13 protein-coding genes and 1 pseudogene are annotated in these 14142 nt (G+C 53.3%); 5 read left to right on the plus strand and 9 right to left on the minus strand.

Features of this window, described 5'->3' with window-relative positions:
• Window positions 1-4: 4 nt before the first annotated feature.
• Window positions 5-1033 (plus strand): alpha/beta hydrolase, encoded by a 1029-nt coding sequence (locus ACYZTX_RS14470; protein WP_462034622.1) that lies wholly within the window; start codon window positions 5-7, stop codon window positions 1031-1033.
• A gap of 724 nt (window positions 1034-1757) precedes the next feature.
• Complete coding sequence (locus ACYZTX_RS14475) at window positions 1758-2219, plus strand: PRC-barrel domain-containing protein (RefSeq protein ID WP_462034623.1); 462 nt, start codon at window positions 1758-1760, stop codon at window positions 2217-2219.
• A gap of 167 nt (window positions 2220-2386) precedes the next feature.
• Here ACYZTX_RS14475 and ACYZTX_RS14480 read toward each other — a convergent pair whose 3' ends face one another.
• From ACYZTX_RS14480 to ACYZTX_RS14495, 4 genes are all read right to left on the minus strand, one after another.
• Complete coding sequence (locus ACYZTX_RS14480; protein ID WP_462034624.1) at window positions 2387-2548, minus strand: hypothetical protein; 162 nt, start codon at window positions 2546-2548, stop codon at window positions 2387-2389.
• Entirely contained in the window at window positions 2549-3085 is a 537-nt protein-coding gene (locus ACYZTX_RS14485) for a P-loop NTPase family protein (protein WP_462034625.1), read from the minus strand.
• Between the two features lie 266 nt (window positions 3086-3351).
• Entirely contained in the window at window positions 3352-3591 is a 240-nt protein-coding gene (locus tag ACYZTX_RS14490; RefSeq protein WP_462034626.1) for a hypothetical protein, read from the minus strand.
• A gap of 181 nt (window positions 3592-3772) precedes the next feature.
• Entirely contained in the window at window positions 3773-4243 is a 471-nt protein-coding gene (locus tag ACYZTX_RS14495; protein WP_462034627.1) for a hypothetical protein, read from the minus strand.
• 222 nt (window positions 4244-4465) lie between these two features.
• Here ACYZTX_RS14495 and ACYZTX_RS14500 point away from each other — a divergent pair, with 222 nt between their 5' ends.
• The gene (locus ACYZTX_RS14500) at window positions 4466-4798 is read left to right on the plus strand and encodes a hypothetical protein (RefSeq protein WP_462037044.1); all 333 of its coding nucleotides are present in this window, start codon (window positions 4466-4468) and stop codon (window positions 4796-4798) included.
• A 470-nt stretch (window positions 4799-5268) separates the two neighbouring features.
• Here the strand turns inward: ACYZTX_RS14500 and ACYZTX_RS14505 are convergent, their stop codons facing one another.
• Both ACYZTX_RS14505 and ACYZTX_RS14510 read right to left on the minus strand, forming a co-directional pair.
• Window positions 5269-6309 (minus strand): hypothetical protein, encoded by a 1041-nt coding sequence (locus tag ACYZTX_RS14505; protein ID WP_462034628.1) that lies wholly within the window; start codon window positions 6307-6309, stop codon window positions 5269-5271.
• A gap of 677 nt (window positions 6310-6986) precedes the next feature.
• Window positions 6987-8120: an aminotransferase class V-fold PLP-dependent enzyme gene (locus ACYZTX_RS14510; protein WP_462034629.1), complete on the minus strand. Its 1134-nt coding sequence runs from the start codon at window positions 8118-8120 to the stop codon at window positions 6987-6989.
• A gap of 322 nt (window positions 8121-8442) precedes the next feature.
• Here ACYZTX_RS14510 and ACYZTX_RS14515 point away from each other — a divergent pair, with 322 nt between their 5' ends.
• Window positions 8443-9501, plus strand: a complete 1059-nt coding sequence (locus ACYZTX_RS14515) for an IS110 family RNA-guided transposase (RefSeq protein WP_461972970.1) — start codon at window positions 8443-8445, stop codon at window positions 9499-9501.
• 685 nt (window positions 9502-10186) lie between these two features.
• Here ACYZTX_RS14515 and ACYZTX_RS14520 read toward each other — a convergent pair.
• From ACYZTX_RS14520 to ACYZTX_RS14530, 3 genes and pseudogenes are all read right to left on the minus strand, one after another.
• Window positions 10187-10624, minus strand: a pseudogene (locus tag ACYZTX_RS14520) (MFS transporter); the annotation flags it as partial.
• Between the two features lie 76 nt (window positions 10625-10700).
• Complete coding sequence (locus ACYZTX_RS14525) at window positions 10701-11516, minus strand: DUF1206 domain-containing protein (protein WP_462034630.1); 816 nt, start codon at window positions 11514-11516, stop codon at window positions 10701-10703.
• A gap of 264 nt (window positions 11517-11780) precedes the next feature.
• Window positions 11781-12215, minus strand: coding sequence for a hypothetical protein (locus ACYZTX_RS14530; RefSeq protein ID WP_462034631.1), 435 nt, complete (start codon window positions 12213-12215; stop codon window positions 11781-11783).
• A 349-nt stretch (window positions 12216-12564) separates the two neighbouring features.
• Between ACYZTX_RS14530 and ACYZTX_RS14535 the strand changes: the two genes are divergently transcribed.
• Complete coding sequence (locus ACYZTX_RS14535; protein ID WP_462034632.1) at window positions 12565-14001, plus strand: J domain-containing protein; 1437 nt, start codon at window positions 12565-12567, stop codon at window positions 13999-14001.
• Window positions 14002-14142: the final 141 nt, after the last annotated feature.

Raw genomic sequence — 14142 nt, forward strand, 5'->3', positions numbered from 1 at the left:
TCCAATGAAAAAAATCATTCTTCTACTCGCGCTTCTGGTCAGTTCACTTTCAGCAATAGGAGCGGATATGTCTAACGGCGCCAATAATTTTTACACGAGCGGGAAAGTGACTGTGCAAAAAGTCACGTTCAAAAACCAATACCAAATGAACGTGGCCGGGAATCTTTTCACGCCCAAAAATCTGGATCGCAAAGCGAAGAGTCCCGCTATCGTTGTCGGCCACCCAATGGGCGCGGTCAAGGAGCAGAGTGCGAACCTCTATGCCACGAAAATGGCCGAGCAGGGCTTCGTGACGCTGTCCCTGGATCTCTCGTTTTGGGGCGAAAGCGAGGGACAACCTCGCAACGCTGTTTCGCCGGATATCTATGCCGAGGACTTTAGCGCGGCGGTGGATTTTCTGGGCACCCAGCCTTTCATAGACAAGGAGCGTATTGGAGCCATCGGGATTTGTGGAAGCGGCAGCTTCGTGATCAGTGCGGCCAAGATCGATCCACGAATGAAAGCCATTGCAACCGTGAGCATGTACGACATGGGCGCAGCCAATCGCAACGGGCTGAAGCATTCCCAAACACTGGAACAACGCGAAGACATCATCGCGCAAGCCGCGCAGCAACGTTATGTAGAGTTCGCTGGTGGTGAAACCCGCTACACCAGTGGCTCGGTGCATCAACTGGATGAGAATACGCATCCCATTCAGCGGGAGTTCTATGCCTTCTACCGCACGCCGCGCGGCGAGTACACGCCACTCAACTCGACGAAAGAACTGACGACGCACCCGACGCTGGCCAGCAACATCAAGTTCATGAACTTCTACCCGTTCAATGACATTGAGACAATTTCGCCTCGTCCGATGTTGTTCATTGCCGGTGCAGATGCGCACTCAAGGGAATTCAGCGAAGAGGCTTACAAGCTGGCCGGTCAACCCAAGGAGCTTGTCATCGTTCCAGGCGCAGGCCATGTCGACCTCTATGACCGCGTCAATCTCATTCCCTTTGACAAGCTGACGACCTTTTTTCAGAGCAACCTGAAGTAAACGATTGATCGGATTTCCTCGCAATTGAGCCTCACCGCCGTGAGGCTTTTCGGGAGTCATGCATTCTCAATGCGTCGTTTATTCAAGATGTTTAGCGATGTGTGAATGTCTTCTATTGGCCCAGAGTGTGTAAAAAACGCTTCGTCAAAATTGAAGTTTGCGCGTCTATGCGAAATCTGAAAATTATCGACTGCTCAGCCGATCTGGATTTTGCGTAGAAACGCGATTTTCACTCCAACACTGGGCGCCAATCTCGCTGAAAAACGTTTTTACACACTCTGGGTCCAAAAGCGGACATTCGCCTGCCGCTTTCATGTCCTGCTCCGGACTTTACTGTAGTTCCCTATATGGACTATTACTCAATTAGTTCGCCTCGCTGACCGAGGTCGGTTACAGTTGTGGGCAAAACTTAATCGTCATATTTATGAGGTCATATGCAAGCTGGAGACATAATTGCCACAACAGGAAATCGCTTTATTCAGGTATCTACGATAAGCAATGTAGGTGAATGCCAATATATAAAACAACACAAAGCATCAATTTTATGCATGGGTAGCACCCTAATTAAAAGCTGATTAAATATTAGTTTCATTTCCAACCTACCATTTGTCGTCACGCGAAAAAAAAATCAAACTTTTCAAAAGCGGGTGACTCTCATCAATACAGTCATAAAGGCTGCATATACATTTTCTGATTGATTGTTGATTGTTGATAGGAGATAGCAATGAACTATGAAGATCGCGATACCTATGGCATTTACAAAACCAACCTCCTACGAGATGCCGGCTCCGAGGAACAGGGGCCTGGGCCCGACCTGATGGGTGCAGACACGCTCATTGGAAATGATGTTTATAACCATAATGAAGAGGACTTGGGAGATATTAAGGAAATCATGCTTGATGTTCGCAGCGGTAGAGTGAGTTATGCCGTTCTATCCTTTGGTGGCTTTCTTGGCATGGGAGAAAAACTGTTTGCGGTACCTTGGAATGCATTGTCACTCGATACACTCAATAAGCGCTTCGTACTAAATATAGAGAAAGAGCGCTTGGAAAATGCACCAGGCTTTGACAAGGACAGTTGGCCTAATATGGCCGACAAGTCTTGGGCAACAGAAATCCATTCTTTCTATGGAACTAAACCCTTCGATTACGATACTGTCCAGAGACAAAGTATCGACAAGAGCTAACCGTCCCTATCCAAAACGAAGAGTGATGCGCGCCGAGCAAAACAACGACATGCTAAGGCTGGCGTTGGGGGTGCCAAACCCTAAGGCGCGCATTGCGGTGACAAATGGCTCTGTCGGCAGCAACAAGGGTTTAGGGTGGATTCTGCTGACCGCCGCCGAATCCAAGGCTAGGTCCCAGCCAGCGCCAGTTCGCCAAGTACCACCAAGAGCGTAATACCGATGAAGTCAGCCAGCGCCATAACCCCCAGGAAGCCCACCACCATGACCGGAATCAGCGGGACAAACAGCTCTGACCATGCCCGCTTTAGCTGGCTGAAACTGGTGTCCATCTATTCAAGGCAGGTTTCAGGTGTCGCGAGCAAGCTGTCTAGAAATGCGCCAATCTGCCACCTGCATCGCAAGTGCACCGTAGGAATCTGCGGGCCAATGGCCTGGCGCACCGCATCGATACCTGGGCGGTAGCCACCATCGAAATTCCATACAAAGTTCAGGAAGGTCAGGAACGCCCGGTCGAGCTTCTCTGTACAGCCTGTTGGAAGGTCTGAGCGAGGGCGGTTCATTACGCTGCGCATGATCACCCGGGTGAAGCAGGTGAGCCGCGGCGTATCGAGCCAAATGATCAGGTCGGCACGGGGCAGGCGGAGGTCGAATGTGCGCCGGGCATAGTTGCCTTCACAAATCCAGGCATCCGCTGCGATCGCTTCGCTGACCCGTGCGCGAAACTGCTCGGCGTCGGGTTCGACCCAGCCGGGCTCCCAAAACAGGGTGTCCAGGTGCACCACGGGCAGGCCGAGGCGCTTGCCCAAGGCGCGGGCGAGGGTAGATTTGCCGCTACCGGCATTGCCCAGAATTACAATCCGTTGCATGGGGACTTCCTGTCGCGAAAAAAGCCGACAATTGTGCAGGTTTTGGGTGGTCAATTAAAGGCTGATGGGAGACCGCACCACAGAAATGAACTTTTGTTGCCTGCTGCGCTATTTGCAGATGAAGCAAATGTCGCCCTCACATTGTCTTGTTAAACGTCCGCTTCTGGCCGTTTTCTGCCTGTCGCGACTGGTTGAAATTGACCCAATGCGGACGGTGGGTCTAGAGCTCAAAACGGTGGACTACCCGTCCTCTCGCTTGGCACCCGTTACTCACCCCATCCCAGCTCTGCGTAGGATATTTGGTCTTGTTCGGGGAAGTCTGTCCGGTATTCACCCCATGCCATGAAGTAATAGTATTTGGTCATCGCTTCAAAGTGACTGTCAGCTTCGACCATCCAGATCAGTTTGGAGTTTGCTGAAAGAAGATTGCGCGCGTCATCACCGTGAGCACCAGCTAGGCAGAAAGTCTGGCAACCATCGGGTTCCAGCCAAAGTTCATGTTTCATATTCATAGCTCGTTTTTGCCCGGCTTTATGGTGCCCGAAAAGCAGATTGAGTGGCCACTCTTGGCCGGTAGCTGCGCCTTGGACTCAAAGGCCGCTCTTGGCCGATAATTACCTGCCATGGTTGGCAGCGCCCGCAGGAGTTTTCCAGCTCCCGCTCCCTCGGCGAGTTCGATCTAACCCGTTACAGCTTTTTCTCAATCGCGTCAATCGCTGCCACATAAGCATCATTTCCGATTCCGACTTGCCCCCACACCTCTCGTTCTTCTCCTCCTTGGCGGTCATATTGTTCATCCGCATCCCAAAGAGTGAGTATCTGGTTCGGAAAACAGTACTCGTATCGGTCGAAATCATGGGGGCCGGAACCGTCCGAGGCGGCCATCAGTGAAAACAGTTCACTCGCAGCGACCGCAAAAACATTGACCCCTTTGAACACGTAAGTAATCGGCGAGTTTCCCGAGACGCCTATGAACCAGACTTCATCGTATGGGCTGTACGAAAGCTGCATGGACGCGTTGCTGAAATAATCGACGCCGCCATGGGACTGCTCAAGTGGGTACCCATTTACAAACATTGCTTCCCTTGCCGCTGCGCGAGAAGCGCCAAGCATCACGGGGCCGACTGCACTTAGCGGGGAAATTTCAAAAACTGGCATTCACAAAGCTCCCGGAAAATGAACAACCTAATTACTGACTGGGTACGATTTCAAGAAATTAAAGCGCCGTTCCTACAGGCCGCTATTGGCCAGACGCTGACGCTCGCCGGTATCTGCTGGCCCTCTACCGCTTCAGGTCTGACCCAGCGGCGCTTTACTACTGAGTCCGGCCATGCTGATAGAATCGGTCAGGTTATAGATAACACCCTTCTGAGAAATGGTATGAATACAGAATTGACGGAAGAAGAGATGCGCCGGGCACTATTCGGTGATTCTGAGTCCCCTGCGCCGGCAATTAACTCACACGTGCAAGACTCCGCCCCGGATGTCGTGCTCGTGCAACCGGTAAAGGCAGCGAAGAAAAAGAAAGTCTCAAAAGACTTCACGCCCAGGCTGAGAGTCACGCTGCGGGTGGGAAATGAATTTGAAGGCAAGATGCACGAGATGGTAAATGAGGCCGATACGCTGAGCGCTCTAGTTGCAGAGCAAGAAGCTACTAAGACGGCCAGAAAAAAATTCAGGTTTGTGGAAGTGGTGTCGGTCAAGTCGATGTAAGCGGGCACTCTCACTTGGCTCGCTCGCCTGGAGTTGAACCGCATTCGGTTACCGCGGGTCACCCGACCGGTTCGTGTCGATTGAAGCCTCAAACATTAGGGTACGGTAGTCGTATCGCGGACTGGCTTTAACACCATCACTCCATCCAAAAATCTCAATGTTTAACTGATCACCAGCCCCAAGCCCCATAGCTGACGGTGGCGACAGGCGAAAATCGACCCATACCGGTCAGTCATAGTCAGCGGAAATTCTTCCACCAGGCGGCAATGGTATGTGTGGCCCATTTACTCGATCCAACAAGGTGCTGTCGGACTGCGGCAACCGGGTCTGAGCGAGGGTACTAGACTGCTCATAACGGGAGTTATGGTAAATCCGGCCAAGACTGACCGCGCCTATGTCGGCTCGCGTCTATGTCCTGGTAGCTTTCGATTTTAAGCTGCCTGTGAAAGCGTCTAGAAAATAGGGGCGACTCAACCCACCTTAAGCTTTTCCGCAAGCATCGCCTTGAAACGAGAGTTTTCGTTTTTGCCGTTCCAGAAATTACCCAGCCGCCGAAGTTTGGCTTGGCTTGGGTTTCTTTTGCGTATCGATTCCAATGCTCGCTGCCACCAAATGTCACGACAGACATGCATATACGGACTATTCCGCAAGGCATTACCGTACAAGTAGCACTTGGCCGCTTTTAATAGATCTTTATCGACAGACAGGAGCTGGATTTTGACCTTGAACCTTGCGAAATAAGAGGGGAGAGGCTTGAAGCTTGGGACTTCATAACTACGCTGTAGCAATGCCCAAGAATAATCCTCACCGTTCGTTTTGAAAAAAACTTCAAACATCGCATGATGATAGCGCTTCCACGCGTAGTAATGATTCACTTTGCCATACGACTCACTCACCTGCTTATCTGCTAGCATGAAAGAAATCGCAATTTGCTCGATGGTGTGTAGGGTTTTGCCATAGCTAGACCACTCATCAATTAAATCAATCGCTTGCTTGATCAGATTAGAGTTCTGAAGAGTAAGGCCGCATATACCGCTGTTGTACAATTTCAGGTTATCAGCTGGTGCTTGTCCCTTGACAATAACGTCCGCCGAAAACTCTGCGAAGGAGGGCCGCTTAATGGCCTCTTCCCACGTGAATTCAAATCGATCCATCAAGAATTTATGATCTGATACCTGATCAAATAGCGATGCAGGGTCGCAGAGGAATACGGTATCAGTGTCGACAAAAATGGTTTTGTCGGCAAGTTTTGAACCAACTTCAATGGCACAAGCCTTCAGACGGTGAGTGTACCCTTGAGTGCCTTTCCAGGCAGTAATAGTTTGCTCGTCTAGGGCGACAATGTTGACAGGCCAGCCGGAGAATTGCTCAGGCGAGTCTGTCATCAAGGTGATGACGAAGCTGCCTAGCTTCTTCTGATGACGGAGGGCAGATAGGATGCTAAATTTGGCTTCATGCCGGTAGACTGTTTTATTACCGTAAAGCAGGTACAACAATTGATTGGAAGGCATAAATTCAATTAAAGGTAGATTTAAAATCAAAATTATTGCGTGCGAAAAAACACTGCAAAACTAAAAAAGTCAATCATAACAATCCAAAAAAAAGTTATGTCAATATGCCACATTGGTACGATAGCACCTTCGCTTGATCACGCGAAGCCACAGTCGTCGCTTTAATTCTAAGTTATGCGGCGACTCACTCGCGCTTGACGGTAAAGGCTTCGCGATGTCGCGTGAGTCTGTCGCAGGTGCTCAATTATCTGCGACATGAAATGCGATAGATGTGGCATTGAGAAGGAGCGGATGTCAATCCGATACGCTCGGGTACCCACACATGGCAAAGATCTGGATCCGCAGCAAGGCACGCTGGCGAGTTTACATCTGCCACGACTGACCGGAAATGGCCGATTTCTGCCCGTCGCCACAGTCAGCTTTGGGTCGATCCAAGTCATACAGCCGCCAATCATCCGCCCCGTGAAAGGCTTCGTTGGAACCCTTTTTTTGATAGCGCTGAAAGGCGCACGTGTCAGTATGACGCGTGCACGGGCTTTCCCTTGTGGTTCTAACATGACGTCCGGACGACCAGCGTCATACTCGTCGAAGATCAGCGCCATGGGCCGGCAGTGCCCAGAGCAGGATGCCTTCCTGGAATTCACAAGTTCGGTATGTGCTGCGGGCAAGATGAGGGCTTAGTTAACCATCACCTCGTCCAGTGCCTGCTCGAGGGTGCTGACCGTGCGCTCGATATTGTGCAGCTTTTCGAGTCCGAACAGACCGATGCGGAAGGTCTGGAAGTCGGCCGGCTCGTCGCATTGCAACGGCACTCCGGCGGCGATCTGTAGGCCGCGGTTGGCAAATTTCTTACCGCTCTTGATGTCGGCATCATCGGTGTAGCTCACCACTACGCCAGGCGCCTGAAAGCCAGCTGCGGCCACGCTTTTGATGCCTTTGCCGGTCAACATTGCGCGCACCCGATCGCCCAGCGCCTGTTGTTCGCCGCGGACCTTGTCGAAACCGTAGGTTTGCGTCTCTTTCATCACTTCGTTAAATCGCGCGAGGGAATCGCTGGGCATGGTCGCATGGTAGGCATGTCCGCCCTGTTCGTAGGCCTGCATGATCTGAAGCCACTTTTTCAGGTCGCAGGCGAAGCTGCTGCTATGCGTCTGTTCGATGCGCTCGAGGGCCCAAGAACTGAGCATCACCAGTGCGCAGCAAGGGGAGGCGCTCCAGCCTTTCTGCGGTGCGCTGATCAGCAGGTCGACTGCGCATTTCTGCATATCAACCCAAAGCGTGCCTGAGGCGATGCAGTCCAGCACGAACAGGCCACCCACCGCATGCACGGCGTCGCCGACGGCCCGCAGGTAGTCGTTGGGCAGGATAATCCCTGATGAGGTTTCAACGTGGGGGGCGAAGACAATCTGCGGCTTCTGCGCCTGAATGGCTGCCAGCACTTCGTCCAAAGGGGGTGGGGCGTAGGCAGCCTGGCGACCAGTGTCGACCGGTCGGGCTTTCAGCACCGTAGTGGCCGCCGGGATGTTGCCCATCTCAAGGATCTGGCTCCAGCGATAACTGAACCAGCCGTTGCGTATCACCAGGCATTGCTGGTCGGTGGCAAACTGTCGCGCCACCGCTTCCATGCCGAATGTGCCGCTGCCCGGGATTACCGCAACAGCCTGGGCGTTGTAGACCTGTTTCAGGGTCCTGGAAATGTTCTTCATCACGGCTTGAAATGACTGCGACATGTGGTTGAGCGAGCGGTCGGTGTAGACCACTGAGTACTCGACCAGCCCCTCAGGATCGATACTGGGATATAGCTTTGACATGGGGTGACTCCTTTGGCAGAGATGTCAGTGGTATCGACCCTGCCCTAAGCCTTGGCAAATGACAAGATTGCTCGGGATTGAATTGCGACTTCTGTCGAGCGGCTGGCATCACCTGTGGGCGGCAACTGGTTCTAACTGCGCAGATTGCGCACACGAAATACAACGGTAAAAAACTGGCAATGACCTATGCACGAGTAATTGGATGGACTCGCCCAAGCCGAGGCGTCAATGCGCCACGGTGGCAGTCTAAACAGCCAACGACAGCGAGGGCGAGTCCATGAAAAATCATAGTTCGATTGATCAATCCCTGTCTTCTTCCGATTTGTCGGCCTGCACAACCTTGGCGGTCGATCTGGCCAAGCAGGTCTTTCAGGTCGCCGGTGAAGATGTCCTCGGCCAGGTGCGCTATGAGCAGCGGATCAAGTCGCGCGAGGCGTTTTATGAATTTCTTCAACAGCTGCCGCCTCATGTCGTGGTTTTGATGGAAACCGGTCCGGGCGCTCAAGCCTGGGCCCGGCAGCTGCAAGACCAAGGCAATCTGGCGCGCATTCTTCCAGCCGGTTTGGTGGCCACACACCGCAGCGGGCCTAAAAATGATCGCAACGATGCGCTGGCGATTCTGCGGGCTGGTCGCGATGAAAAGATATGCGCAGTACCGGTCAAAAGCGTTGCGGCGCTGGCAATGCAGGCGCTGCATCGCGCCCGTCAGGGCTACGTGCGTCGACGCACGGCGGTAAGTAATCAGATGCGCGGCCTGCTGCTCGAGCACGGCGTGGCCTTGGCGCAGGGCGATGTTGCGATCAGCCAGAAAATTCCGCGGGTACTGGAAGATGCTACCCAGCCGGTGCCTGGCCTGCTGCGTGAACTGATCGACGAACTGTTGGCCGAGTGGCGCCATTTGGGCGAACGCATCAGCGTGCTGACGGGACGCCTGGAAGTGGCCGCCAACGCCGACATGACGGCGAAGCGACTGATGACTGTGCGCGGCATCGGCCCAGTCACTGCCACGGCACTGGTGGCCAAGGAAACCAAGCCTGAGCGATTTCCCAATGCCCGCAAGTTTGCCGCGTACTTTGGCATGGTGCCTGACCAGCACAGCAGCGGGCAGACGGTCCGGCTGGGGGACATGACCAAGCGAGGCGATGTTTATTTACGCAGCCTGATGATCCAGGGAGCCCATGCGGTGCTGCAACAACTACGACCTGATTCCCAGCAACCCGATGACCGCCGCTTGTTGCGCTGGATGAGCCGGCTGGGTCGTAAGGAGGCTGCGATCAGGCTAGCCAACCGCAACCTGCGAATCGTCTGGGTGCTTCTACAGAATGACCAGACTTATCGTCGCCACGCTGGTGATGGCCAGCAAGCGACGATGAGCCACTGAGCGACAGAGTTCTGCCACCGAGGTACTGACTGTCCGACCCTTTGCTGAAGAAAATTGACCCCAGGTAAGACCGGCGTGGATTGATGCCTAAGCTGCTACTGGCCTTCGAGGCCTGACTGTAATCGGCATACCACGAGCTTTTCCAATTTTGGCCAGAAGCCGAAGACGGCTTCCACGAATAGGCCTAATACATAGATGCAACGGGGCGACGGTTTTTTCAAAAGCGGGTAGACAGTGGGGGCGAGTCCATACATAGCAACTGCCCCCAGTCCAGTTGGTCGACAACGATGGCGCAACGCGGCAATCAGGTTACACCTAGTGTGTCCACTGACTGCTTATGGCCGATTTCTACCTGTCGCGACCGGCATAAAACGACCCATAGATGACTTCAAAACCAGAGAAAACACATCCGTCTCTGCCTGGTGAGTGCCCCTAAAACTAAGCGTCAGACTGTTTTTTTGCCAGCCCAATGGCGGTAGTCATATGCGGTACGGCGTAGGCCTTGTACCAATGATTCATTCCCGCAATCGCTTTCTGAGCGGGTGCTGCGTCGGCTGCCCCGACCAATTCCGCGCAAGCCTGAGCCATTGAGACAAGAATGCGGGCTGCTTCGGGAACATAAGGAAGGTCATTCCCGGTTTCATGACGCTCACGAATAATGTGGTAGCGAATGTTTTCTGGGAGTGTCCAGCCAGCTGCCAAGGAAGCCACGCTTGCGATCGGGGGCATATTCGGCGACGAAGATCGAGGCACCGGTGTATTCACCACCCACCGAAAAACCTTGGGCCATTTTAGCGAGCAGTAGGAGGATTGGCGCCCAGATGCCAATCGAGGCATACGACGGAATCAGCCCGATGGCGAAGGTGCTGAGCGACATGATGACGATGGTGGCCGCCAGGACTTTCTGCCGACCGTACTTATCGCCCAACGTACCGAAAAACAAACCGCCCAGAGGCCTGATCAGGAAGGGAACCGAGAAGGTGACCAGCGCGGCAATCATCTGCACCCCGGGATCAGCGCCGGGGAAGAATACCTTGCCGAGAACATAGGCGACAAAACCATAGACGCCGAAATCGAACCACTCCATCGCGTTGCCGAGTGCAGCGGCCGTGATCGCCTTGCGCCACTGAACGATTCAGCCAATCTGTTGCATCGACCGGTTGAATCCACAACCCATCTCGGTGATTCGTATCACGCAGCTATGATCTCGGTACTCCAGGCACGTCCATGTTTATCTTGCGCCAAACGGCTTCGGACAAGCTGTAAACCGAAAAAGCGATCAACCCCAAGCCCATCACCATCAAAACCACACCTCCGGCTGGTAAGTTCTGGAGGGCATCGAGGGCGTCCTTCATCCCCGGTGGATCCATGGTCTTGTAATTTAAGCCGCTTATTATCAACAGCAGGGCAATCTCGATAAAGACGACTCCACGGGCTATAAGGCCGAACCGGGACACCGGACGTACATAGCGCATAACGTCTTCGTCGGCTTCAAAATATTTTTCGAACGACGCCTTCCAGCCCTTAATGATGTGAGCGATGCCTACGCCGAGTGGTACGAGTGCGACTAGGTACACCAATACATTTGAGTGTTCCCAAGACAAGAGATACGCCAGTAAATCCTTTGTTTGTTCCCCTCCGGATTTGCCCGAGCTTCTGACGCCGCTAATGAGTAGGCCCAAAGCAAAAAATGCTAGCGCGCCGTTGAGTACGCCTCCGACCAACAAACCTGCACGAATCACCAGTCCCTTGATTTTTTTACCGTGGTGATCAACGTCCCGCGTTGCTTGCAACACTCGCCAACAGGCGAAGGCGAGCAGACCCGCCACCACTAGCCCGACTAAAACATAACCGAATGGCTGGCTTAACAATGCCTCAAGGCTTTTGTGGCTATCCTTCGGTTTTGTCGAATCCAGAGCTGCCAGCAGAGCAAAGATACCAATGATCAGATAAAGAACGCCTCGAGCGGCATAACCCCCCCGTGCGAGTACAACAAGGCTCTTGTGCGCGGACATAGTATTTAATTCCAGAGATGTCATACAAGAGCAGACCAATCTGGTCAGGAGGGGTTCGATTAAAGGTAGACGCTCGGCAAGGTACCGGGAAAGCGAGGGGAATTCGCTGGCGTCAGACTTCAACGGCCACCCACCCATTATTGGGTGAGAAAGAACGTGCCGCAGATTTGCGGAGCGTTGCAATTGCCGGTCGGCGTATGAGGGGTGAGCAGGTCAAGATATAACTATTCGTAGCCCTGCCCCGATTTTTGGCTATCCCAGGTGTCAGCGCAACAAAAGGCCTGCAGCCCGGGCTCGTAGAGCCATCACCAGATTCGCTGGCATTTTTTTAATTTCGTCAGGCCAGAGCGCCAGGTGTCCCCGAAACTCTTTCGATTCATCATCGTATTTTGAAATGTCAGCGAGCACAAAGCTGTATCGACTGAGGTAGGCCGCAGACATATCATCTGCCAACGCCCTGGCAGGCTCTCCGGCTAACCCCAGACACCATTGCGCAATTTCAATTATTTGTTCGCTGGGTGCTCGCGGTGTTACACCAAGTATGAAATTCAGGATGTATTTGTTATAGAGCAGAGCGCCTTGCTCGGGTTCATCCGTAGGGTTTCCCGGACAATGTCGACGTTCCCAGGGAAGGATGTAAACCATTCTGTCCATTGCAGTCTGAAGAACATAATCCGACGGCTTCACCAATCGATGCATAATCTTCCCCTGAAAGAAAACACGGTGTAGCTATGGTAGCTCATCCGTAGAAGACAATAGCCTCTATGAGGAAAACCAACTGGGGTATGTACCTGGCGCGATGAATCCCGACTTTCTGATTGGCAGACTGCGCAGAATTGGGCTTATGGCATGGGAGTAGAATTTGCTCTTCTGAATAGTGGCGAATTGCCCTAGAATTGTCCCGTTCTGTTGTTTTTCAAGCGAAGTCCGAAACCTTGCAAACGTTGAAAAACGTGACCACTCGAAAGGCCGGGATTTTAGCCCGAGCGCAATAGAGGGTTAGATCAGGCACGCAAGCAGTATGGGAATAAGACCGGGACGAGACGCTATGGGGAGTAGGGATCCGAAAGGCTACTATGCGATTCTCAGCGTAGATAACGACGCTGATGGCGCGTTGATCAAAGCCGCCTACCGTCGGCGGGCAATGGAACTGCATCCTGATCGGAACGCGTCAGCAGGCGCGACCAGCCAATTTCAGCACCTCATTGAAGCCTACGCCGTACTTTCCCAACCAGCGTCTCGAGCCGAATATGACACGAAGTCGGTAAAGGCACCCGAGGAAGTCTGCGCCGAAGCTGTCGAGGCGCCCGAGCCCATCGTCTGCTCATGTTGCGGCAAAGTCTCTGCCCAGCCTCGTTACGTGATTTTCTTAAAAGCCAAGAGCTTCCTGGTTTTCACGGTACGCTCAATGACCCAAGGGGTTTTTTGTAGCCCTTGTGCCGAAAAAAAGGCACTTCAGGCCACCGCGATTACCTGGGCCCTGGGGTGGTGGGGCTTTCCGTGGGGCCCGATCTATTCCGTCCAGGCCCTATGGGTCAATATGCTCGGCGGCAAGCGACCGGTGATGCCTAACGCGCGATTGGCTGCCCAACAGGCCCGGTTTTTCGCCGCCACAGGCCGCCCCGACATGGCGCGCGCAGTGGCCTTGGACGCGCTTGGCCTAGCGCAAAAAATTCCTCGCAAAAAAAACTCCGACGGTAGTTACGTCGATGACGAAGGGGCCAAGTTACGCGTACACATTGAAACGTTTTTAGACGCGCTCGGCGGCAGTAGTGTCCGCCTCAGGAACGCGTGGAAACTCATACAGCGACGGTTTTTTGTGCAATTAGGGGCAGTCGCTGTAATGGCCGCTGGCATTTCATCAGTACTACTGAATGCACAGACGAACACTTATGCTCCGCCGGTAGACCCTAAGTCATACGTAGCTGAAGCTACGGCGAATGTCGACTACGGCAAGCAGACTTCAACTGCCGAAATACCTTCTCCGAATGCGGTCGGGACAAGCTCAACGCGCCAGCCAGTGGCCCAGGGGGACTCGACGAACGCTGGCACTCCGGTGGTCAAACAAGCCTGGATCAGACCACCGAAAGCACCAAACGGGCAACCTTGGCCGAGGTTGGCCTCTTATTTGAAGGGGCTCCCTCAAACCAACGCTAAGGGGCTTTCGACCGTCACCATCGACAACGGACAGAACAGTTCGGACGTCTTTGTAAAGCTGGTATCCCTAAACGGAAAACAAGCCAAGCCGGCCCGCTTCGTGTTCATTCCTGCACACGGACGTTTTACGGCCAAAGCGGTTACACCGGGTCGTTATGATCTGCGTTATAGAGATCTAGTCTCCGGCTATCTGTCGCGCTCTGAACCGTTCAAGCTTGAAGAAAAAAAGACTGCTCGAGGTACGAAACACAGTGACCTCACACTGACGTTGTATAAGGTCCAAAACGGCAATATGACCACCTATAATCTTGCCGAAGATGAGTTCTGATTATCGGGTGTCCGACCCAACTCTGATTCCGAAATATTGGTGTGAGGCTGGGGCTAGCGTCATCTACAACACTGGTCTTACAGGACTCAACACCAGCTGACGTCAAAAAGGCTGGCCAAGGCTCTACGCACGCTTTGCGCA

Source organism: Pseudomonas sp. MDT1-17, assembly GCF_054898105.1.

Excerpts from the sequence above, each read along its gene's own strand:
- ACYZTX_RS14510 (WP_462034629.1), bottom strand. The coding sequence starts at position 8,120 with ATGTCAAAGCTATATCCCAGTATCGATCCTGAGGGGCTGGTCGAGTAC.
- ACYZTX_RS14535 (WP_462034632.1), top strand. The coding sequence starts at position 12,565 with ATGGGGAGTAGGGATCCGAAAGGCTACTATGCGATTCTCAGCGTAGAT.
- ACYZTX_RS14485 (WP_462034625.1), bottom strand. The coding sequence starts at position 3,085 with ATGCAACGGATTGTAATTCTGGGCAATGCCGGTAGCGGCAAATCTACC.
- ACYZTX_RS14490 (WP_462034626.1), bottom strand. The coding sequence starts at position 3,591 with ATGAAACATGAACTTTGGCTGGAACCCGATGGTTGCCAGACTTTCTGC.
- ACYZTX_RS14500 (WP_462037044.1), top strand. The coding sequence starts at position 4,466 with ATGAATACAGAATTGACGGAAGAAGAGATGCGCCGGGCACTATTCGGT.
- ACYZTX_RS14525 (WP_462034630.1), bottom strand. The coding sequence starts at position 11,516 with ATGTCCGCGCACAAGAGCCTTGTTGTACTCGCACGGGGGGGTTATGCC.
- ACYZTX_RS14480 (WP_462034624.1), bottom strand. The coding sequence starts at position 2,548 with ATGGACACCAGTTTCAGCCAGCTAAAGCGGGCATGGTCAGAGCTGTTT.
- ACYZTX_RS14495 (WP_462034627.1), bottom strand. The coding sequence starts at position 4,243 with ATGCCAGTTTTTGAAATTTCCCCGCTAAGTGCAGTCGGCCCCGTGATG.
- ACYZTX_RS14470 (WP_462034622.1), top strand. The coding sequence starts at position 5 with ATGAAAAAAATCATTCTTCTACTCGCGCTTCTGGTCAGTTCACTTTCA.
- ACYZTX_RS14530 (WP_462034631.1), bottom strand. The coding sequence starts at position 12,215 with ATGCATCGATTGGTGAAGCCGTCGGATTATGTTCTTCAGACTGCAATG.
- ACYZTX_RS14505 (WP_462034628.1), bottom strand. The coding sequence starts at position 6,309 with ATGCCTTCCAATCAATTGTTGTACCTGCTTTACGGTAATAAAACAGTC.
- ACYZTX_RS14475 (WP_462034623.1), top strand. The coding sequence starts at position 1,758 with ATGAACTATGAAGATCGCGATACCTATGGCATTTACAAAACCAACCTC.